Source organism: Sphaerimonospora sp. CA-214678 (assembly GCF_050942215.1).
Taxonomy (GTDB): domain Bacteria; phylum Actinomycetota; class Actinomycetes; order Streptosporangiales; family Streptosporangiaceae; genus Sphaerimonospora.
Map to the genome: position 1 here is coordinate 6323837 of NZ_CP192056.1, position 23695 is coordinate 6347531.

A 23695-nucleotide genomic window follows, 5' to 3' on the forward strand; every position below is an offset into this window, starting at 1 on the left:
GACCGGTCAGGGCGCCCCGAACTCGCGATCGATGAGATCGAAGATCTCCTCATCTGACGCGGTCTCGAGGTCGTCGTAGTCCTCCTCGGGGGCGGACTCGCCGACGCCTTCCGTACGTGTCTCGAGGGGTGTCCCCGCGGGTACGGCAGGGCCGTCGCCGCCGAGCCGCGCCGCCAGCGCCGCGAGCCGCCGCCGCACCTGGGCGCGTTCCGGCCCGTCCGCCGACAGCACGGCTATGGCGGCCTCGATGCGGTCCAGCTCCGCGTGTACGGAGATCTCGTCGTCTCCGACCAGTTCGGCGCGGAGGTGACGGGCGAGCTCCGCCGGGTTGGGGTGGTCGAACACCAGCGTGACCGGCAGCCGAAGGCCGAGGGCGGCGCCCAGCCGGTTGCGCAGGTCCACCGCGCTCAACGACTCGAAGCCCAGCTCCTTGAACGGCCGGTCGGCCGTGACCGCGTCCGGCGAGGCGTGTCCGAGCACCGCCGCGACCTGTGCCGTCACGAGTTCCAGCAGCGCGGCCTCCTGTTCGGCGGGCGGCAGCCCGGTGAGGCGCTCCGCCCACGAGGAGCCCCGGGACGGCCTGGACCGCCCGGACGACTCGGGCGACTCGCCCGTGGCGTCCATGGCGGCCCGTGCCTCCTCGATCCCGGCCAGCAGCGGCCGGGGCCGGGCCGAGGCGAAGACCGGCGTGAAGATCTTCCAGTCCACGTCGGCCACGGTCACGAACGTCTCATCACCGGCGATGATCGCCTCAAGAGCGGTCAGGGCCCGGTCGGGGTCGAGGAACGGGAGACCCTGGCGGCGCAGGTGCGCCTCGTCCACCTCGGGAGACATCCGCTCGCTGTTCCACACCCCCCAGGCCACCGACGTCACCGGCCTGCCCTGTGCCCTGCGATGCTGGGCGAACGCGTCCAGGTAGGCGTTGGCCACCGCGTAGGCACCGTGGTCGCCGCTGCCCCAGACCCCGGCGACCGAGGAGAAGCAGACGAAGTGGTCGAGCTCGGCGGGATCGAGCAGCTCGTCCAGGTGGTCGGCGCCGAGCACCTTGGCCGCCATGGCCGTGCCGAACTCGCCGACGGTCGCGGCGGCGAGCGGCGCGAGCCGGGCCGCCGTCGGGGCATGCAGGACCGTACGCACGATCTCGCCCTCGGCACGCAGCCGCGCGAGCAGGTCCGCCACCGCCGCGCGGTCGGCGACGTCGCAGGCGACGGCCGTGGCCCGCGCGCCGAGGCCTTCGATCTCCCGGACCAGTTCCTCGGCTCCCGGGGCCGCGGGACCGCGGCGGCCGACCAGGACGATGTGCTCGCTGCCACGCTCGGCCAGCCAGCGGGCGAGATAGGGGGCGAGCGAGCCGGTCCCGCCGACCAGGAGGGCGGTGCCGCGCAGGCGCGGTTCGCCGTACGGCCTGACGCCCCCGAGCGGGGCGCGGACGAGACGGCGTACGAACACCCCGTGGGGGCGCACCGCCACCTGGTCTTCCTCACCCGATCCCGCGGGCCCGCCCAGCCCGGCGAGCACCGCGCACAGTCGGGCGCACGCGGCGTCGTCCAGGCTCTCCGGCAGGTCCACCAGCCCGCCCCACAGACCCGGGTGCTCCAGTGCCGCGACCCGCCCGAGGCCCCAGATCTGCGCGTCCACCGGACGCCGGAGCGGGTCCTCCGCGCCCACGGACACCGCTCCGAAGGTGGCCGACCACAGCGGCACCCGCGCATCGGCCGCCGCCATCGTCTGGATCAGGGCCAGCGTTGCGGCGACCCCGCCGGGCACTCCCTCCGGCCCCGGCCGCCCGTCCAACGCGAGCAGGGACAGCACACCGGCGGGCTCGGACGCGAGAGCGTGGGCGAGCTCGTCGCGGTCGGGCGCGGCCGGATCGACGGGCACGGTCTCCGGGATCGCCCCGTGCCGCTTCAACGCCGACACGCACGCGGCGACCACGTCGTCCTGGAGACGGCTCTCCGGCGCCACGATCAGCCACCGGCCGGCCGGTACGGGCGCGGCGGGCACGGCGACCGGCTCCCAGGAGATCGTGTAGCGCAGCGCGTCGCCGGCCGACCACTCCCGGCGGGTCCTGCGCCAATCGGCCAGGGCGGGCAGAACGGTGCGGAGCGGCGCCTCGCCGTCCAGCCGCAGCGCCCGGGCGAACCCGTCGAGGTCGCCCTTCTCGATGACGTCCCAGAACTCGGCGTCCACCGGGTCCTGCCGGGTGTTCCGCCGCTGCTCGATCCAGTATCGCTCGTGCTGGAAGGGGTACGTCGGCAGTTCGGCCGGGGTCGCGTCGATCTCCGGCCAGGTGACGGGCACGCCCGCGACGAACGCCTCACCCGCCGACAGCAACACCCGCTCCAGGCCACCCCGATCACGGTGCAACGTCCCCACCGCCACCGCACCCTCGATGTCCGCAATCGACATCGTCAGCACCGGATGCGGACTGACCTCGATGAACACCCGATGCCCCGCCGCCCGCGCGGCCGCCACCGCCTCAGCGAACCGCACCCGCCCCCGCAGATTCGCATACCAATACCCACCATCCAAAGTGGCCGTGTCCACCACACCACCCGTCACCGTGGAGTAGAACGGCACCCCCGCCGACCGCGGAACCACCCCGATCGCCCGCACCTGCTCCTCGATCGGCTCCACCAACGCACAATGCGAGGCGTAATCGACGGGAATCCGCCGCGCCCGTACGTCACGTGCCTGACACGCCGCCACCAAAGCCTCGACCGCATCCACCGGACCCGAGACCACCGTCGCGGCCGGACCGTTCACCACCGCGATCTCCACCCCGGCATAACGGCTGAGGAGATCTTCGACCCGCTCGGCGGGGGCGGCGATCGACGCCATCGCCCCCGACCCCGACAACACCCCCAACGCCCGGCTACGCAACGCCACCACCGCCGCACCATCAGCCAGCGACAACGCCCCCGCCACCACCGCAGCCGCGATCTCCCCCTGCGAATGCCCGATCACCGCGGCAGGCTCCACCCCCAGCCACCGCCACACCTCGGCCAAACCCACCATCACCGACCACAACACCGGCTGAACCACCTCGGCCCGCTCCGGCACCACCCCCGACCGCAACACCCCCACCACATCGACATCCACAAACCGGCCAAGCTCCCGAGCACACTCCCCCACCCGCTCGGCGAACACCGGACACTCCGCAAGAAGCCGAGCACCCATCCCCGCCCACTGCGACCCCTGACCCGGAAACACCAACACCGGACGCGCCACCTGGGAGGCGACCCCCCGCACCAAACCCGGCGACTCACGCCCATCGGCCAGCGCCCGCAACCCCGCCACACCGTCCACCACCACGGCACGGTGCTCGAACACCGCACGCGAGGCCAGCCCCGCCGCCACCGAAGCCACCCCACGCTCCTCAGCCACCGGCACCACACCCGCGGCCAACGCACGCAACGCACCCTCACCACGCGCCGACACCACCACCGGCACCACACCCGGCACCGGCCCACCCTCAGAACCGGACCCGGACTCGGACTCCGCGGGGGCCTGCTCGATCACCACATGCGCATTGGTGCCGCTCACTCCGAAGGAGGAGACGGCGGCCCGGCGCGGACGACCGGTCTCCGGCCACTCACGCGCCTCGGTCAGCAACTCCAGCGCACCCGACGACCAGTCCACATGCGGCGACGGCGCATCCACATGCAACGTCTTCGGCGCCACCCCGCGCCGCATCGCCTCCACCATCTTGATCACACCGGCCACACCCGCCGCCGCCTGCGTATGCCCGATGTTCGACTTGACCGACCCCAGCAGCAGCGGACGCTCCCGCCCCCGCCCATAGGTCGCCAGCAACGCCTGCGCCTCGATCGGATCACCCAGCGTCGTCCCCGTGCCGTGCGCCTCCACCACATCCACGTCCACCGGCGACAGCCCCGCGTTCGCCAGCGCCTGCCCGATCACCCGCACCTGCGACGGACCGTTCGGCGCCGTCAACCCGTTCGACGCACCGTCCTGATTCACCGCACTGCCCCGCACCACCGCGAGCACCCGATGCCCATGACGACGCGCATCCGACAACCGCTCCACCACCAGCACACCCGCGCCCTCGGCCCAGGCCGTACCATCCGCCGAAGCGGCGAACGACTTGCACCGCCCATCGGGCGCCAGCCCCCGCTGCCTGCTGAACTCCACGAACGGCATGGCGGTGGGCATCACGGTCACTCCACCCGCCAGGGCGAGCGAGCACTCGCCCGAGCGCAGCGCCTGCGCCGCCAGGTGCAGCGCGACCAGGGAGGTGGAGCAGGCCGTGTCCACGGTCACGGCCGGTCCCTCGAACCCGAGGGTGTAGGCCACCCGGCCGGTGGCGACGCTGCCCGAGTTGCCGGACAGGACATAGCCTTCGAGGTCGCCGTCGAGCCGTCCGGTGTCGGTCAGGTAGTCGTGGTACATGACGCCGGCGAAGACGCCGGTGTCGGTGCCGCGCAGCGCGAGCGGGTCGATGCCCGACCGCTCAAGCGCCTCCCACGACGTCTCCAACAGCAACCGCTGCTGCGGATCCATCGCCAACGCCTCACGCGGCGAAATCCCGAAAAATCCGGCGTCGAACCCCGCCGCATCCTCCAGGAACCCCCCCACCCGCACATAACTCTTCCCCACCCGATCCGGATCGGGATCGAAGAGACCCTCCACATCCCAACCCCGGTCACGCGGAAACTCCCCGATCGCGTCCCGCCCCGACACGACCAGCTCCCACAACCCCTCAGGCGACGACACCCCACCCGGATACCGGCACGCCATCCCCACGATCACGATCGGGTCGTCATCGACAGCACCAGCAGCGGCGGCCGACGCCGCCGGGGCCGACCGCGCACGTACGCTCCCGGACAGTTCCTCGTCCAGGCGGCGCGCGACCGCCTCGGGCGTCGGGTGGTCGAACACCAGCGTCGCCGGCAGGCGTACGCCCGTGGCGGCGGCCAGCCGGTTGCGCAGCTGCACGGCCAGCAGCGAGTCGAACCCGAGGTCCTTGAACGCGCGGCCGGTCTCGACCGCCCCAGCGCCCGTGTGACCGAGGACGGCCGCGACCTGCTCACGTACCAGATCGAGCAGCACGCGCACGCGCTCGGCGTCGGTCCGGCCGGCGAGCCTGCGCCGCAGCGTCGTGTCAGCGGGCCGCCGTGCCGTACGCCGGGCCAGGCCGCGCAGCAGCGGCGGGACGGGGTCGGCCAGACGTCGCGCATCGATCCGCGCGGGCACGACCACCGCCGCGTCCACCCGCATGGCGGCGTCGAGCAGGGCGAGGCCCTCCTCTGTGGAAACGGCGCCGACGCCGACGTCACGCCACCATCCGGTCTCCGTCTCCCCGAGCTCCCCGGTGAGCGCGCTCCGCTGTGCCCATGCGCCCCAGGCGAGCGACAGCGCGGGCAGCCCGCTGGAGCGGCGGAACGCCGCGAGCGCGTCGAGGACGGCGTTGGCCGCGGCGTAGTTGGCCTGTCCGGGGGCGCCCAGGATGCCGGACAGGGATGAGAACAGCACGAACGCCGACAGCTCCCGGTCCCGGGTGAGCTCGTGCAGGTGCACGGCGGCCTGCGCCTTGGGCTGCAGCACGGCGTCGAGACGTTCCGGCCGCAGCGACTCGATCACCGCGTCGTCCAGCACGGCGGCGGTGTGCACCACCCCGGTCAGGGGCCGGTCGTCCGGCAGGCTTTCGAGCAGGGCCGCGAGCGCGTCCCGGTCCGTCACATCGCATGCGACCACCGTTACGACGGCGCCTGCCTCGGTGAGTTCCGCGACCAGTTCGTCGGCCCCGGGAGCGGCCGGGCCGCTGCGGCTCACGAGCAGCAGTCGCCGTACGCCGTGCGTGCGCACGAGGTGCCGGGCCACCTCCCCGCCCAGGGTGCCCGTACCGCCGGTGATCAGTACGGTGCCATCGGGCTCGAACACGGCACCTGACGGGAGTGCGGCGCCCGGTTCGAACGCGGCACCACCCGGTGCGGCGGGCGCGGCCGAGCGGACCAGCCGGGGCGCGTGCAGCCGGCCGTTCCTCATCGCGAGCTGCGGTTCGCCCGTCGCGAGGGCCCGTACGACCGTCTCGGGCGAGTGGCCGCCGGACGGGACGGCGAGGCTCGACAAATCATCACAGTCCAGCAGCACGAACCGGCCCGGATGCTCGGACTGGGCCGAGCGGAGCAGCCCCCAGACCGACGCCTGAGCGACATCGACCTCCTCGCCCGGCGTTCCGGTGGCGACGGCGCACCGGGTGACCACGACCAGGGGCACGCGCGGATCGCCGGGGCCGTCCTCGGCCAGCCGACCGCGTACGAGATCGAGTGCCCACCGGGCCGCCTCCCCGGCATCGGCCGTCTCGGGGCAGACGGCGAGCGTCACGTCCGCCGTGTTCTCGCCCGCGCCCTCCTCGTACGGTCCGTCGGGAAGCGGCGTCCACTCGATCTGGAACAGCGCTCCGGCGAGCGTCGTACGGGCACCGGCGAGCCGCCGTTCTGACACCGGCCGGACCGCGATGGCGTCCGCAGAGATGACCGTACGCCCCTGGTCGTCGGCGGCCAGGAGCCGTACGCCGCCGTCGGCCCCCGGCCGCAGCAGCACTCGCAGCGACGACGCGCCCGTGCCGCGGCGGCGGACGCCGCTCCAGGCGAAGGGCAGCAGCACCTCGCCGGCACCCGGGGCCGGAACGAGCGTCCCCAGCCCGACGGCGTGCAGCGCGGCGTCGAGCAGCGCGGGGTGTACGGCGTAACCGTCGGCATCGCCGTCCAGCTCGGCGGGCAGGCCGACCTCGGCGTACACCGCGTCGCCTGAGCGCCACGCGGCCCGCAGGCCCTGGAAGGAGGGGCCGTAGTCGTAGCCCTGCCCGGCCAGATCGTCGTAGTGGCCGTCGACGTCCACGGGCAGCGCCCCCGGTGGCGGCCACGCCGTGAGGTCGTCGGCCGTGCGGTCGTCCGCCGTGTCCGAGTCCGTGCCGCCGTCGCCGAGCACGCCGGTGACGTGGCAGGTCCACGGCGTGCCGGGCTCGGCGTCCTCCGGCCGCGAATGGACGCTCACCGTGCGCCGTCCCGCCTCGTCCTCCGGCCCCACACTCAGCTGGAGGTGCACACCGCCGTGGTCCGGCAGCGTCATCGGCTCCTGAACGGTGAGCTCCTCGACCTCGCCACCGGCCTGCAGCGCCAGTTCGACGAACGCCGTTCCGGGCACCAGCGTGCGGCCCCACACCGCGTGATCCGCCAGCCAGGGGTGCGTCTCCAGGGAGATCCGCCCGGTCCTGATCGACCCGCCGCCCTCGGCGGCGTCCAGGGCGGCGCCGAGGAACGGATGCCCGCCGGGGGTGAGGCCGAGGTGCCGTGCGTCCGTACGCGGCGACGGCGCGTCCAGCCAGTAGCGCTGGTGCTGGAAGGGGTAGGTCGGCAGCTCGGCCGGGGTCGCGTCGATCTCCGGCCAGGTGACGGGCACGCCCGCGACGAACGCCTCACCCGCCGACAGCAACACCCGCTCCAGGCCACCCCGGTCGCGGTGCAACGTCCCCACCGCCACCGCATCCTCGATGTCCGCAATCGACATCGTCAGCACCGGATGCGGACTGACCTCGATGAACACCCGATGCCCCGCCGCCCGCGCGGCCGCCACCGCCTCAGCGAACCGCACCCGCCCCCGCAGATTCGCATACCAATACCCACCATCCAGCGTGGCCGTGTCCACCACACCACCCGTCACCGTGGAGTAGAACGGCACCCCCGCCGACCGCGGAACCACCCCGATCGCCCGAACCTGCTCCTCGATCGGCTCCACCAACGCACAATGCGAGGCGTAATCGACGGGAATCCGCCGCGCCCGTACGTCACGTGCCTGACAGTCCGCCACCAGAGCCTCGACCGCATCCACCGGACCCGAGACCACCGTCGCGGCCGGACCGTTCACCACCGCGATCTCCACCCCGGCATAACGGCTGAGGAGATCTTCGACCCGCTCGGCGGGGGCGGCGATCGACGCCATCGCCCCCGACCCCGACAACACCCCCAACGCCCGGCTACGCAACGCCACCACCGCCGCACCATCAGCCAGCGACAACGCCCCCGCCACCACCGCAGCCGCGATCTCCCCCTGCGAATGCCCGATCACCGCGGCAGGCTCCACCCCCAGCCACCGCCACACCTCGGCCAAACCCACCATCACCGACCACAACACCGGCTGAACCACCTCGGCCCGCTCCGGCACCACCCCCGACCGCAACACCCCCACCACATCGACATCCACAAACCGGCCAAGCTCCCGAGCACACTCCCCCACCCGCTCAGCGAACACCGGACACTCCGCAAGAAGCCGAGCACCCATCCCCGCCCACTGCGACCCCTGACCCGGAAACACCAACACCGGACGCGCCACCTGGGAGGCGACCCCCCGCACCAAACCCGGCGACTCACGCCCATCGGCCAGCGCCCGCAACCCCGCCAGACCATCGGTGATCACAGCACGATGCTCGAACACGGCCCGACCGGCCAGCCCCGCCGCCACCGAAGCCACGCCACGCTCCTCAGCCACCGGCACCACACCCGCGGCCAACGCACGCAACGCACCCTCACCACGCGCCGACACCACCACCGGCACCGGCTCGGGCGTCACGGGGGCCGTGGCCGTCGAGGCCGGGGACGCCGCCGCTTCCTCGACCACTCCCTCCAGCACGACGTGGGCATTGGTGCCGCTCATCCCGAAGGAGGAGACGGCGGCCCGACGCGGACGGCCGGTCTCCGGCCACTCACGCGCCTCGGTCAGCAACTCCAGCGCACCCGACGACCAGTCCACATGCGGCGACGGCGCATCCACATGCAACGTCTTCGGCGCCACCCCGCGCCGCATCGCCTCCACCATCTTGATCACACCGGCCACACCCGCGGCCGCCTGCGTATGCCCGATGTTCGACTTGATCGACCCCAGCAGCAGCGGACGCTCCCGCTCCCGCCCATAGGTCGCCAGCAGCGCCTGCGCCTCGATCGGATCGCCCAGCGTCGTCCCCGTGCCGTGCGCCTCCACCACATCCACGTCCACCGGCGACAGCCCCGCGTTCGCCAGCGCCTGCCCGATCACCCGCACCTGCGACGGACCGTTCGGCGCCGTCAAACCGTTCGACGCACCGTCCTGATTCACCGCACTGCCCCGCACCACCGCGAGCACCCGATGCCCGTGACGACGCGCATCCGACAACCGCTCCACCACCAGCACGCCCACGCCCTCGGCCGCGCCGAAGCCGTTGGCCCCGGCCGCGAAGGACCGGCAGCGCCCGTCCGGAGACAGACCTCGCTGGCGGCTGAAGAATCGGAACATGTCCGGGGTGGACATCACGGCGATGCCGCCGGCCAGCGCCAGCGAGCACTCGCCCGAGCGCAGCGCCTGCGCCGCCAGGTGCAGGGCCACCAGCGACGAAGAACACGCCGTGTCCACCGTCACGGCCGGTCCCTCGAACCCGAGGGTGTAGGCCACCCGGCCGGATGCGACACTCGCCGTCGTGCCGGTCAGCAGGTGACCGTCATATCCGGCGGGGGGTTCGGCGAGCCGGGTCAGGTAGTCCTGGTAGCTCAGGCCGACGAAGACGCCGGTACGGCTGCCGCGAACCGACGTCGGGTCGATGCCCGACCGCTCAAGCGCCTCCCACGACGTCTCCAACAGCAACCGCTGCTGCGGATCCATCGCCAACGCCTCACGCGGCGAAATCCCGAAAAATCCGGCGTCGAACCCCGCCGCGTCGTACAGGAAGCCGCCGTGCCGGACGTAGCTCTTGCCGTCCCTGTCCGGATCGGGGTCGTACAGACCCTCCACATCCCAGCCCCGGTCACGCGGAAACTCCCCGATCGCGTCCCGCCCCGACACGACCAGCTCCCACAACCCCTCAGGCGACGACACCCCACCCGGGAACCGGCACGCCATCCCCACGATCGCGATCGGATCATCGGCGGTGGGCGCGACCGTGGCGGGCGCTGTCTCCTTCCGCCTCCCGAGCACCTGGTCCCGCAGGTACGCGGCGAGCCCGGCCGGGGTGGGGTAGTCGAAGACGATCGTGGCCGGCAGGCGTACGCCCGTGGCGGCGGCTAGCCGGTTGCGCAGCTGTACGGCCAGCAGCGAGTCGAACCCGAGGTTCTTGAACGACTGGTCGATCGCCACGGCATCGGCGGACTCGTGGTTCAGTACGGCGGCGACGTGCATGCGCACGATGTCGGCCACGGCGCGTTCCTGCTCGCCGGCGGACATCCCGGTCAGCCGGGCCGCCAGTGCGGAGGCGCCCGTACGCGCCTCGGCGAGCTGAGCCTCCGCGGCCTCCAGTGCCCGGCGCACCTCCGGCAGGGCGGTGATCAGCGGACTGGAACGCGCCGCTGTGAAGGCGACGACGAGCCTGTTCCAGTCGATGTCCGCGACGACGACGGCGGTCTCGTCATGGTCGAGCGCCTGGCGCAGCGCGAGCAGAGCCAGGTCGGGATCCAGCTCGCGCAGGCCGTGCCTCCGCCTGACCTCGTCGTTCTCTCCGGTCCACGGACCCCAGTGCACGACGGTGGCCGGGCGGCCCTCGGCGCGGCGGCGTTCGGCGATCGCCTCGAGGCGCGCGTGTGCGGGCGCGACGCTCCCCTGCTCGGGTACGCCCAGCGTCCCGGCGAGAGAGGAGAAGAGCACGAACGCGGTCAGGTCGAGCTCGCGGGTCGCCTCGTCCAGGGCCTCGACCTCGGCGGCGATGTCCCGGCCGGGTGCGGCGAGGTCGGCCGCGGTGAGGGAATCGAGGGGACGGTCACCGGTCACGCCGCCGACGTGGACGATCGCGGTGAGCGGGTGCTCGGCGGGTACGGTACGCAGCAGCTCGGCCAGCGCGCCGCGGTCGGCGGCGTCGTCGAGCGTGCGGATGTGGGCGGCGCCCAGGTCGCCCAGCCACCTGATCACGTGGGCGCGACGGGGAGAGGCGCCGACGACCAGGACGGTCCCCTCCGGGAGCCAGGCGCGGGCGGGAGAAACACCGTCAAGAGATGCGTGCACGAGCCTGCGGGCCAGGATCCCATCCGGCCGGATCGCGAGCTGGTCTTCGCCGGAGGTCCCCGCGAGCACGGCGGCGAGGCGAGACCCCGCCACGGCGTCCAGGCTCTCCGGCAGGTCCACCATGCCGCCCCAGCGGGCGGGTCGCTCCAGCCCGATCACCCGGCCCAGCCCCCACACGGCGGCCTCGGCCGGAGCGCGCACCGTCTCGGCGCCGACGGCGACGGCGCCCCTGGTGACCAGCCACAGCGGGGCGTCCGTTCCCGCTTCGTCGAGCGCCGGCAGCAGCGTGAGCGTGTCCCCGGCGTCGAGCAGGGACACCACACCGCCGATCTCCTCCGCCGCCTCCGGCCGCTCCCATTCGGACAGGGGAGTCACCACGGGCGTCGCCCCGTGCCGCCTCAGCATGTCCACGACGAAGGCGGTCGGCTCTCCGCCGCCCTCCTCCTCCGGTACGACGACCAGCCAGGTGCCGGTCAGCACCGGGGTGTCGGCGGGTTCGGGCGTCTCCTGCCAAGAGATCTTGTATCGCCAGGCGTCCACCGTGGACCTGGCCCGGCGTCCCCTGCGCCAGGTGGCCAGGGCGGGCAGCGCTTCACGCAGAGCGGTGTCATCGTCGAGGCCCAGGCTCTCGCGCAGGGCCGGCAGGTCCTCGTGTTCGACCGCATGCCAGAACCGCGTCTCGTCGGGATCGAGTTCGCCCGTCGCCGCAGTGGTCTCCAGCCAGTAGCGCTGGTGTTGGAAGGGGTAGGTCGGCAGTTCGGCCGGGGTCGCGTCGATCTCCGGCCAGGTGACGGGCACGCCCGCGACGAACGCCTCACCCGCCGACAGCAACACCCGCTCCAGGCCACCCCGATCACGGTGCAACGTCCCCACCGCCACCGCACCCTCGATGTCCGCAATCGACATCGTCAGCACCGGATGCGGACTGACCTCGATGAACACCCGATGCCCCGCCGCCCGCGCGGCCGCCACCGCCTCAGCGAACCGCACCCGCCCCCGCAGATTCGCATACCAATACCCACCATCCAAAGTGGCCGTGTCCACCACACCACCCGTCACCGTGGAGTAGAACGGCACCCCCGCCGACCGCGGAACCACCCCGATCGCCCGCACCTGCTCCTCGATCGGCTCCACCAACGCACAATGCGAGGCGTAATCGACGGGAATCCGCCGCGCCCGTACGTCACGTGCCTGACACGCCGCCACCAAAGCCTCGACCGCATCCACCGGACCCGAGACCACCGTCGCGGCCGGACCGTTCACCACCGCGATCTCCACCCCGGCATAACGGCTGAGGAGATCTTCGACCCGCTCGGCGGGGGCGGCGATCGACGCCATCGCCCCCGACCCCGACAACACCCCCAACGCCCGGCTACGCAACGCCACCACCGCCGCACCATCAGCCAGCGACAACGCCCCCGCCACCACCGCAGCCGCGATCTCCCCCTGCGAATGCCCGATCACCGCGGCAGGCTCCACCCCCAGCCACCGCCACACCTCGGCCAAACCCACCATCACCGACCACAACACCGGCTGAACCACCTCGGCCCGCTCCGGCACCACCCCCGACCGCAACACCCCCACCACATCGACATCCACAAACCGGCCAAGCTCCCGAGCACACTCCCCCACCCGCTCGGCGAACACCGGACACTCCGCAAGAAGCCGAGCACCCATCCCCGCCCACTGCGACCCCTGACCCGGAAACACCAACACCGGACGCGCCACCTGGGAGGCGACCCCCCGCACCAAACCCGGCGACTCACGCCCATCGGCCAGCGCCCGCAACCCCGCCACACCGTCCACCACCACGGCACGGTGCTCGAACACGGCCCGACCGGCCAGCCCCGCCGCCACCGAAGCCACGCCACGCTCCTCAGCCACCGGCACCACACCCGCGGCCAACGCACGCAACGCACCCTCACCACGCGCCGACACCACCACCGGCACCACACCCGGCACCGGCCCACCCTCAGAACCGGACCCGGGCTCGGACTCCGGCCCGGACTCGAGATCGAGCTCGGCGGGCGCCTGCTCGATCACCACATGCGCATTGGTCCCACTGATGCCGAACGACGAGACGGCGGCCCGGCGCGGACGGCCGGTCTCCGGCCATTCCCGCGCCTCGGTCAGCAACTCCACCGACCCCGACGACCAGTCCACATGCGGCGACGGCGCATCCACATGCAACGTCTTCGGCGCCACCCCGCGCCGCATCGCCTCCACCATCTTGATGACGCCGCCGACTCCAGCGGCCGCCTGACTGTGCCCGATGTTCGACTTGAGCGACCCCAGCAGCAGCGGATGCTCCCGGTTCCGGCCGTACACACTGATCAGGGCCTCGGCCTCGATCGGGTCGCCCAGCGTGGTCCCCGTGCCGTGCGCCTCCACCACATCCACGTCCACCGGCGACAGCCCGGCGTTCGCCAGCGCCTGACCGATCACCCGCTCCTGCGACGGACCGTTCGGCGCCGTCAGCCCATTCGACGCACCGTCCTGGTTCACCGCACTGCCCCGCACCACCGCGAGCACCCGATGCCCGTGACGACGCGCGTCCGACAACCGCTCCACCACCAGCACGCCCACGCCCTCGGCCCAGGCCGTACCATCCGCCGAAGCGGCGAACGACTTGCACCGCCCATCGGGCGCCAGCCCCCGCTGCCTGCTGAACTCGATGAACATGCCGGGGTTGGGCATCACCGTGACGCCGCCGACCAGCGCCATCGAGCACTCGCCGGCGCGCAGCGCACCCACCGCCTGGTGCAGCGCGACCAGCGACGAAGAACACGCCGTGTCCACGGTCACGGCGGGCCCCTCCAGGCCCAGGGCATAGGCCACCCGGCCGGACACCACGCTCGCCGTCGTGCCGGTCAGCAGATGCCCTTCGAATCCCTCCGGCGCGGAGTAGAGCGGTGCGGCGTAGTCCTGCGCGATGGCGCCGACGAAGACACCCGTACGGCTGCCGCGAACCGACGTCGGGTCGATGCCCGACCGCTCAAGCGCCTCCCACGACGTCTCCAACAGCAACCGCTGCTGCGGATCCATCGCCAACGCCTCACGCGGCGAAATCCCGAAAAATCCGGCGTCGAACCCCGCCGCATCCTCCAGGAACCCCCCCACCCGCACATAACTCTTCCCCACCCGATCCGGATCGGGATCGAAGAGACCCTCCACATCCCAGCCCCGGTCACGCGGAAACTCCCCGATCGCGTCCCGCCCCGACACGACCAGCTCCCACAACCCCTCAGGCGACGACACCCCACCCGGATACCGGCACGCCATCCCCACGATCGCGATCGGCTCCCGGTCGCGGTCCTCCAGCTCACGCAGCCGCTTGCGGGCCTCGTGCAGCTCGACGGTCACCCGTCTCAGATACTCGACGACCTGCTCGTTGTCCGCCATCCGCCCGTCCCCCGAACCTGAAATGCCGGTGTTCATCCGAGTTCCTCGTCGATAAAACTGAGCAGTTCTGCCACCGAGGCCGTCTGGAGCCGTCCGGCGACCTCGGCGTCTTCCCCGTCGTCCGCAGGCGACGCCTCGGGCCAGGCCGCCACCTGAGCCGACAGGCTCTTGATGCGGGCGGCGACATCGGCGCGCAGGACCGCGTCCGTCGGCGAATCGGCCAGGGCGACGGCCAGGCGGTCCAGTTCGGCGAGCAGGGTGTCGCCCGGGTGGGGCGCGTCAGGCGTCAGCTCGGCGATCAGGTGCCGGGCCAGGGCCGCGGGCGTCGGGTGGTTGAACAGCAGGGCTGCGGGCAGGCGCAGGCCGGTGACGCCGCCGAGCCGGTTGCGCAGCTCCACGGAGGTGAGCGAGTCGAAGCCCAGCTCCTTGAACGGCGCGTCGGCGTCGATCGCCCCCGCCCCCTCGTGCCCCAGCACGATCGCGGCCTGGGCGCCGATCAGGTCCAGGACCGTACGGACCCGGGCGTCGGCGTCGAGCGCGGCCAGCCGCTCGGCCAGCGGCGAGTCCGCCCGCGAGTCCGGCGTCCGTACGGCGACGGGCGCCAGGGCACGGAAGATCGGCGCCGCGTCCGCGCCGAGCGCACGCACGGCGGCGAGGTCGAAACGGGCGGGCACGGCGACCGGCTCGTCCAGGGCGACGGCGTGGTCGAACAGGCCGAGCCCCTCGGCCGTGGACAACGGGGACAGGCCCGTGCGCGCCATCCGGGAGCGGTCGGCGACGGTGAGCGTGGTGGTCATGCCCTCGGTCCAGGGCCCCCAGGCCAGTGCCGTCGCCGCGAGGCCGCGTGCCCGGCGGTGGCGGGCCAGGGCCTCGATGAAGGCGTTGGCGGCCGCGTACGCCGCCTGGCCGGCTCCGCCGAGCGTGGCCATCGCCGAGGAGTACAGCACGAACGCGGACAGATCGTCGGTCGCCCGGTGCAGGTTGAGCGCGCCGTCGACCTTGGGCCGGAGCACGTCGTCCAGACGTTCCGGGGTGAGCCGGGTGATCGTGGCGTCGTCAAGCACGCCCGCTGCGTGAACGACGACGGTCGGCCGCTGCCCGGCCAGGAGCGCCGCGAGCGCGGCCGGATCGGCGACGTCGCAGGCCGCCGCCGTGACCTCGGCATCGGGCGCCTCCGAAGACGCCACCCGCATGTCCGGCCCGGTCACGCGCCGACCGGCCAGGATCACCCGGCGCACGCCGTGGCGGGTGACCAGGTGCCGGGCGAGGGCGCGGCCGAGTGCGCCGGTGCCGCCGCTGATGAGGACCACGTCGCCCGGACCGGGCCGCGCGGGCGTCACGAGCGCGACCTTGCCCGTGTGCCGGGCCTGGCTCATGTGCCGGAACGCGTCCCGGGCCCGGCGCAGCTCCCAGGCGGCGACGGGCAGCGGGGTCAGCGCGCCCCGCTCGAACAGTGCCATCACGTCACGGAGCAGGCGGCCGATGTGCCCGGGTTCGAGGTCGAGCAGGTCGAACGCCCTGTAGCTCAGCCGCGGATGCCCGGCGGGGTCGCGCAGGTCGGTCTTGCCCATCTCCACGAACCGGCCCCCGGGACGGAGCAGCCGCAGCGATGCGTCCACCAGCTCGCCGGCCAGCGAGTTGAGCACCACGTCCATGCTCGCGACGCCGAAGCGCCGTTCGAACTCGGCCGTGCGGGAGGAGGCCAGGTGCGAGCCGGGGACGCCGAGGGCACGCACCGTGTCCCATTTGCCGGGGCTCGCCGTGGCGTACACCTCGGCGCCGATGTGCCGGGCGATCTGGACCGCGGCCATGCCGACGCCGCCGGCCGCCGAGTGGATCAGCACGCTCTCGCCGGCGCGCAGCCCGGCCAGCTCCACCAGGGCGTGGTAGGCGGTGAGGAACGCGATGGGGGTGGTGCCCGCGCGTGCGTACGACCACCCGTCCGGGACGCGTACGATCATGCGCTCGTCGGTCACCGCCGTGGTGGCGAAGGCATGGGAGAAGACGCCCATGACCCGGTCGCCGGGCGCGTAGGCGTCGACGCCGGGACCGACAGCGGTCACGACCCCGGCACCTTCCAGGCCGAGGGCGCCGCCGGGACCGCCGGGGTCTTCGGGATAGAGGCCCAGGGCGAGCATCACGTCGCGGAAGTTGACCCCGGCGGCGCGGACGCCGATCCGCACCTGGCCGGGGGCGAGCGGGGCGTCGGCCTCCGGATCGGGGGCGAGGGACAGTCCCTCCAGCGTGCCGCTCCCGTCCCGCGCGAGCCGCCAGTGCGCGGCGCCGCCGGGCGGGCGCAGGCTGCGGCTCGCACCGGTGCGATCGGGGCGGACGAGTCTCGGCACGTGTACCGCCCCCGCGCGCAGCGCGAGCTGGGGCTCGCCGGTGGCCACGGCCGCGGCGAGCGCGCGCTCGGACGCCTCATGCCCGTCGGTGTCCACCAGCACGACGCGCCCGGGGTGCTCGGTCTGCGCGGAACGCGCCAGGCCCCACACGGTGGCCGCGGCCGGGTCCGCCAGGTCCTCGTCGTCGTCGACGGCGACCGCGCCACGGGTGACCAGCACCAGCGGCCGGTCGTCGCCGCCGTCGTCCGACACCGCCGCGCGCACCAGTGCCAGGCCGTGCCGGGCGACCGCGTGTACGGCGGCGGCGTCCGGCACACCCTCCGTGTACGGCACACGCTCGACGCGAGGGGCCGGGAGGTCTCCCGCCGGGGCGGGCACCCGCGTCCATTCCACCGTGAACAGGGCGTCCGGCGGTGCGTTCCGCGCCGAGGCGGCGCGCAGCACGAGGGAGCCGATGACGCCCACGGGGCGGCCGTGCTCGTCGGCCAGCGCGATCGAGACGGCCCCCGCGCCGGTCGGTGTGATCCGCACCCGCAGCTCGCGCGCGCCGGTCCTGTGCAGGGAGACACGCTCGAAGGTGAACGGCACCGCCGGGACACCGGCGGCGTCCTCCGCCCCGGCGGCCGTCACGGCCGCCCCATGCGGGATCGACGCGTGCAGCACCGCTCCGTGCAGGGCGGCGTCCAGCAGAGCCGGGTGCAGGCCGAAGCCGGACGCGGGCAGCCCGTCGGGCAGCGCCGCCTCCGCATCTACGGCCTCGCCGTCCAGGGCGGCCGAGCGCAGGCCGCGGAAGGCCGGGCCGTAGCCGTATCCGCGCGCGGCGAGCCCGCGGTACGCCTCCGCCGCGTCGAAGGCGTCCGCCTCCCCGGCGACCGTACGGACCTCGGTCTCGGCCGGGTGCGTGCCGTCCGCGTGCGGGCCTTCGGCGGGGGCCAGGGTGCCGGTGGCGTGCCTGGTCCAGTCGCCGGCGTCACCGTGCCGTGCGTAGCACGCGAGCGGACGCCGGCCGGTGTCGTCGGCCGGGCCGACGGCGAGCTGGAGCGTGACGTCGCCGTCCTCGGGCAGCGGGAGCGGCGCCTCCAGGGTCAGCTCGGCCACATCCGGGCAGCCGAGCCTGCCGCCGGCGTACAACGCCATCTCCAGCAGAGCGGCGCCCGGCAGCAGCACCGTGCCGCCGATGACGTGATCGGCGAGCCACGGGTGGGTCCGCCGGGACGGCTTCCCGGTGAACAGCGTCTCCCCGGTGGCGGCGGCGGGGACGGGCTCGCCGAGGAAGGGGTGGGCGGCTTCGGCGCCTCCGGGCGCGAGCCAGTAGCGCCGCCGCTGAAAGGGGTACGTCGGCAGTTCGGTGAGCCGGGCGCCCGCGAAGTAGGCGTCCCAGTCGACGGCGGCGCCGCGGGTGTGGGCGTGCGCCACGGCGGCGGCGACGGTCTCGGTCTCAGGCCGCTGCGCACGCAGCATCGGCAGGAACGTCGCGTCATCGCCCGCGCCGGCGGGGCCGAGCGCGGCCAGGACTCCGTCGGGGCCCAGCTCGACGAAGGTGCGCGCGCCGTCGTCGTACAGCCGCCGCACCGCTGCGGCGAACCGGACCGGCTCGCGCACCTGCCGCACCCAGTACGCCGGGTCGTCGAAGCCGGCTTCGCCGCCCGTGACGGTGGACACGATCGGGATGCGCGGCCGCGCGTACGCGAGTTCCTCGGCCGTCGTGTGGAAGTCGGCGAGCATGCCCTCCATCAGGGGTGAGTGGAAGGCGTGGCTGACGCGCAGCCGCCGGGTCCGGCGGCCCAGCGCGGCGAAGTGCGCGGCCACGGCGAGTACGCCCGGCTCGTCGCCGGAGATCACCACGGCCTCTGGGCCGTTGACGGCGGCGAGCGCCACACCGTCGGAGAGCAGCGCCGCGATCTCCTTCTCGCCCGCCGCCACGGCCACCATCGCCCCACCGGCCGGCAGCGCCTGCATGAGCCGCCCGCGTGCGGCGACCAGGCGGCAGGCGTCGGCGAGGTCGAGCACCCCGGCGACGTGCGCCGCGGCCAGCTCGCCGATCGAGTGCCCGGCAAGCGCTGCGGGCCGCATCCCCCACGACTCCAGCAGCCGGAACTCCGCCACCTCCAGCGCGAACAGGGCCGCCTGGGTGTACACGGTCTGGTCGAGCGAGGCGGCGCCGGGCGTGCCGGGCTCGGCGAACATCACCTCGCGCAGCGGGCGGTCCAGCAGGCCGTCCAGCCCGGCCCACACGGCCTCGATCGCCCGCGCGAACGCGGGGAACGTCTCGTACAGTTCCCGGCCCATGCCGGGTCTCTGCGCGCCCTGGCCGGTGAACAGGTACGCGAGCCCGCCGGACGGTACGGCACAGCGGAACAGACGGGACGATTCGCCGCCCGCCGCCAGCGCGCGCAGGGCGTCGCGACGCTCCTCCGGGGTGGCGGCGACCACGGCGGCCCGGTGACCGAAGGCGGCACGCGCAGTGCCGAGTGTGCGGCCCACATCGGCGGGCCGGGGGTGGTCGGCGACGGTCAGCAGCCGCGCCGCCTGCTCGCGCAGCGCAGCGTCCCCCGGCGCCGACAGCACCCACGGCACCGGTCCCGCCGGGGTCTCCCGCGTGGATTCCGGCTCGTCGGCCTGTTCCAGGATCAGATGGGCATTGGTGCCGCTGATGCCGAACGAGGAGACCGCCGCCCTGCGCGGCGCGCCGGCCCGCGGCCACGGGCGCGCCTCGGTGAGCAGCTCGACCGCGCCGGCGGACCAGTCCACATGCGGCGTCGGCACGTCCGCGTGCAGGGTGCGCGGCAGCTCGCCGTGCCGCATGGCGAGCACCATCTTGATGACTCCGGCCACCCCGGCGGCGGCCTGGGCATGCCCGACGTTCGACTTGAGCGAGCCGACCCAGAGCGGCCGGTCCCGGTCCTGGCCGTACGCCGCGATCAGCGCCTCGGCCTCGATCGGGTCGCCGAGCGCGGTCCCGGTGCCGTGCGCCTCGACGGCGTCGAGGTCGGCGGGCCGCAGCCGGGCGTCGGCGAGAGCCTGGCCGATCACCCGCCGCTGGGACAGCCCGCTGGGCGCGGTCAGCCCGTTGGACGCGCCGTCGGAGTTGACCGCCGTGCCCCTGATCACCGCCAGCACCCGGTGCCCGTGACGGCGGGCGTCGGAGAGCCGTTCCAGCACGAGCATGCCGGCGCCCTCCGCCCAGGCGGTGCCGTCGGCCGCCGCGGAGAACGGCTTGCACCGGCCGTCCGGCGCGAGCCCCCGCTGCCTGCTGAACTCCACGAACATCCCGGGCGTGGACATGACGGTCGCGCCGCCGGCGAGCGCGAGCGCGCACTCTCCCTGGCGCAGCGCGCGCACGGCGAGGTGGATCGCGACCAGCGACGAGGAGCACGCCGTGTCCACGGTGAGCGCGACGCCCTCCAGTCCGAAGGCGTACGCGATCCGGCCGGAGACGACGGAGCCGGCGGTGCCGGTGAGGCCGTAGCCCGCGAGGCTCCCGGTCGCCTCGTGCAGTCGGGGGCCGTAGTCGGTGGCCATGGCGCCGACGAAAACGCCGGTACGGCTGCCGCCCAACGATCTCGGGTCGACGCCGGCGCGTTCGAAGGACTCCCACGCGAGTTCGAGCAGCAGCCGCTGCTGCGGGTCCATCGCCAGCGCCTCACGCGGTGAGATGCCGAACAGGCCGGCGTCGAACGCCCCGGCGTCGTGCAGGAAGCCGCCGCGCCGCGTGTAGGAGGCGCCCGGGCGATCGGGATCGGGGTCGAACAGGCCGGCCAGGTCCCACCCTCGGTCGCCGGGGAACTCCGAGGTCGCGTCGCGCCCGTCGCTCACCAGCTTCCACAGCTCGTCCGGGCTGGTCACGCCGCCCGGAAGGCGGCAGGCCATGCCCACGATCGCGATCGGCTCGCCGGGCGCGGCCGTCTCACCGCGCGTGCTCGCCTGGGCGTGTTCCCGGAGCTCACCGCGCGTGCTCGCCTGCACGCGTTCCCGGCGCGATCCCGCCGCCTGATCGGCCGCAGTGCCCCGATGCGCGGCGAAGTGCGTGGCGAGGTGCGCGGCGAGGGCGGCGGGCGTCGGGTGATCGAACAGCGCGGAGTTGCCCAGCCGAACGCCGGTCGACGCGACCAGCCGGTTGCGCAGGTCGACCGTCATCGGCGAGTCGAACCCCAGCTCCTTGAAGGCCCGGTCCATGTCCATGGGCTCCAACGCGGGCTCGTGGTGCCCGAGCACGGCCGCCACGTGCGCCCGCACCACCTCGGCCGCGTCCTGCGGTGGAGTCGGCGCCGCGGCGTCCGGCACGGCCGTACCGGCCCGCTCGACGGGCCCGGTCGCGAGGCCCGGCTCCCGGCGCCGCCCCGGTTCGAGCCAGTGCCGCTCCCGCTGGAAGGCGTACGTCGGCAGGTCGACCGCCCGCGCCCCGGTGCCGGTGAAGCAGCGCGCCCAGTCGACCGCCGCTCCCGCCACGTACGCCTCCGCGAGCGAGAGGAGGAAGCGGTCCATGCCGCCCTCGTCCCGGCGCAGCGTGCCGAGCACGGCCGACTCCGGCACGGTGTCCTGCAGCGCGCCGGTGAGCACGGGGTGGGGGCTGACCTCGACCAGCACGTCGGCCCCGATGCCGCGCACGGTCCGCTCGAAGCGAACCTCCTGCCGGAGGTTGCGATACCAGTAGCCGGCCGTCAGCTCCTCGCCGGACAGCGGTCCCGCGGTGACGGCGGAGTGGAACGGCACGCGGGCCGGGCCCGGCCGGATCGAGCCGAGGGCGTCGAGCAGATCGGTGCGTACGGCCTCGACCTGCGGGGAGTGCGAGGCGTAGTCGACGGCGACCCGGCGCACCCGCACTCCGTCGGCATCGCACGCCGCCACGAAGGCGGCCACAGCGTCGGGTTCACCGGAGACGACGACCGCGTTCGGCCCGTTGACGGCGGCGACGGCCAAACCCTTGAACGCGGGCAGCCGGGCCTCGACCTCCCGGACCGGGAGCGCCACCGAGGCCATGGCGCCCCGGCCGGCCAGCGCCACGAGCGCCCGGCTGCGCAGGGCGATGACGCGGGCGGCGTCCGGCAGGGTGAGCGCGCCCGCGATGTGGGCGGCGGCGACCTCTCCCTGGCTGTGCCCGGTCACGACGCTCGGCTCCACCCCATAGGAGCGCCACAGCCCGGCCAGCGCGACCATCACAGCGAACAGCGCGGGCTGCACGATGTCCACCCGCTCCAGTGCGGTCGGATCGCCCAGCGCGTCCAGCAGCGGCCGATCCAGGTAGGGGTCGAGTGCCTCGGCGCAGCCGGTCATCAGGTCGCGGAAGACCGGGGAGGCGGCCAGCAGCGGAAGGGCCATCCCCGCCCACTGCGAGCCCTGCCCGGGGAACACGAAGGCGACCTCGCCGCCGCTCGCGACCCCCTCCACCAGGCCGGGCGCGGGCAGTCCCGCCGCGAGGGCGGCGAGCCCACGCTCATATCCGGCGCGGTCGGGGGCGAGGAGCACCGCGCGATGGTCGAGGGCCGAGCGGGTGGTGGCGAGCGAGAATCCCACGTCCAGGTCACGGTGGCCGGGCAGATGGGCGAGCAGCCGGTCCGCCTGTCCGCGCAGCGCCGCCCGGCTCCGTGCCGACACCGGCCACGGCGTCGCCGCCGGCCGCACGATCGGCCCGGCCGCCACAGGCGCATCGTCCACGGGGGTGGCATCCACAGATGCGGGCGGCTCGGCGAGCACGAGATGGCAGTTCGTCCCGCCCATGCCGAAGGAGCTCACTCCGGCGACCAGCGGCCGGTCCTCGTCCAGCCACGGCCCGGTCTCGGTCTGCACCCGGAGCCCGAACTCGTCCAGCGGGATGCGCGGCCCGGCGTCCCGGAAATGCAGGCTGGGCACGAGCCGCCGGTGCCGGAGGCACAGCGCGGTCTTCAGCAGTCCGGCGATGCCCCCGGCGCCCTCCAGATGCCCGATGTTGGTCTTGACCGAGCCGACGCGCACCCGGTGCCCGCCTCTGCCGGCGAACACCGCGCCGAGCGCGGCGGCCTCGACGGGGTCGCCGACGAAGGTGCCGCTGCCGTGCAGTTCGACGTACTGCACGTCGGCGGGCCGCACCCGCGCCGAAGCGTGCGCCCGCCGGATGACGTCCTCCTGCGCGTCCCGGTCGGGGGTGGTGAGCGTCTCCCCGCCGCCGTCGTTGTTGACGGCGCCGCCGAGGATCACGCAGTGGATCCGGTCGCCGTCCGACAGTGCCCGCGCCAGCGGTTTGAGCACGACCAGACCGCCACCCTCGCCGCGCACGTACCCGTCGGCGGAGGCGTCGAAGGCGGCGCAGCGGCCGCTCGGCGACAGCCCGCCGAAGGCCGCGGAGGTGGCCGCGCTCTCCGGGGCGAGCACCAGGTTCGCCCCACCGGCCAGCGCGATGTCGCACTCTCCGCGCAGCAGGCTCTCGACCGCGAAGTGCACGGCGACCAGGGCGGACGACTGGGCCGTGTCCACGACGAGACTCGGCCCGCGCAGCCCGAAGACGTAGGAGATCCGGTTGGCGAGCATGCCGCGGTGCAGGCCGGTCATCGCGTACGGCGAGCCGGTGGCGGCCTCGTACCGGTGGGCCAGCGCGGCGTAGTCGTCCCAGATCGCGCCGACGAAGACTCCGGCGCCGCCGCCCCTGAGACGGTCGGGCGGCACCCGCGCGTCCTCCAGCGCCTCCCAGCTCAGTTCCAGCAGCAGTCGTTGGCGCGGATCCATGGTCGCCGCCTGCCGCGCCGAGATGCCGAAGAAGCCGGCGTCGAACCTGTCGACGTGTTCGAGGAACCCGCCGCGGCGGGCCTCCTCCGGTAACGCGGCGAACCCCGGCTCGGCCTCCCAACGTTCCGCTGGGACGTCCGTGACCGCGTCGACGCCGTCACGCAACAGCTCCCAGAACGCGTTCACGTCCGAAGCCCCGGGGAAGCGGCAGGACATGCCCACCACCGCGATCACGTCTCGCCCCGCCCATTCATTCACCAGGGAAG

General features: G+C 73.9%; 2 protein-coding genes. Both read right to left on the reverse strand.

What is annotated here, in order from left to right:
* Positions 1-6: 6 nt before the first annotated feature.
* Complete coding sequence (locus ACQP1K_RS28050) at positions 7-14421, reverse strand: type I polyketide synthase (RefSeq protein ID WP_433498684.1); 14415 nt, start codon at positions 14419-14421, stop codon at positions 7-9.
* A complete protein-coding gene (locus tag ACQP1K_RS28055) occupies positions 14418-23687 on the reverse strand; it encodes an SDR family NAD(P)-dependent oxidoreductase (protein ID WP_433498685.1) in 9270 nt (3089 codons plus the stop codon). Before ACQP1K_RS28055 ends, ACQP1K_RS28050 begins: the two co-directional genes overlap by 4 nt.
* Positions 23688-23695: the final 8 nt, after the last annotated feature.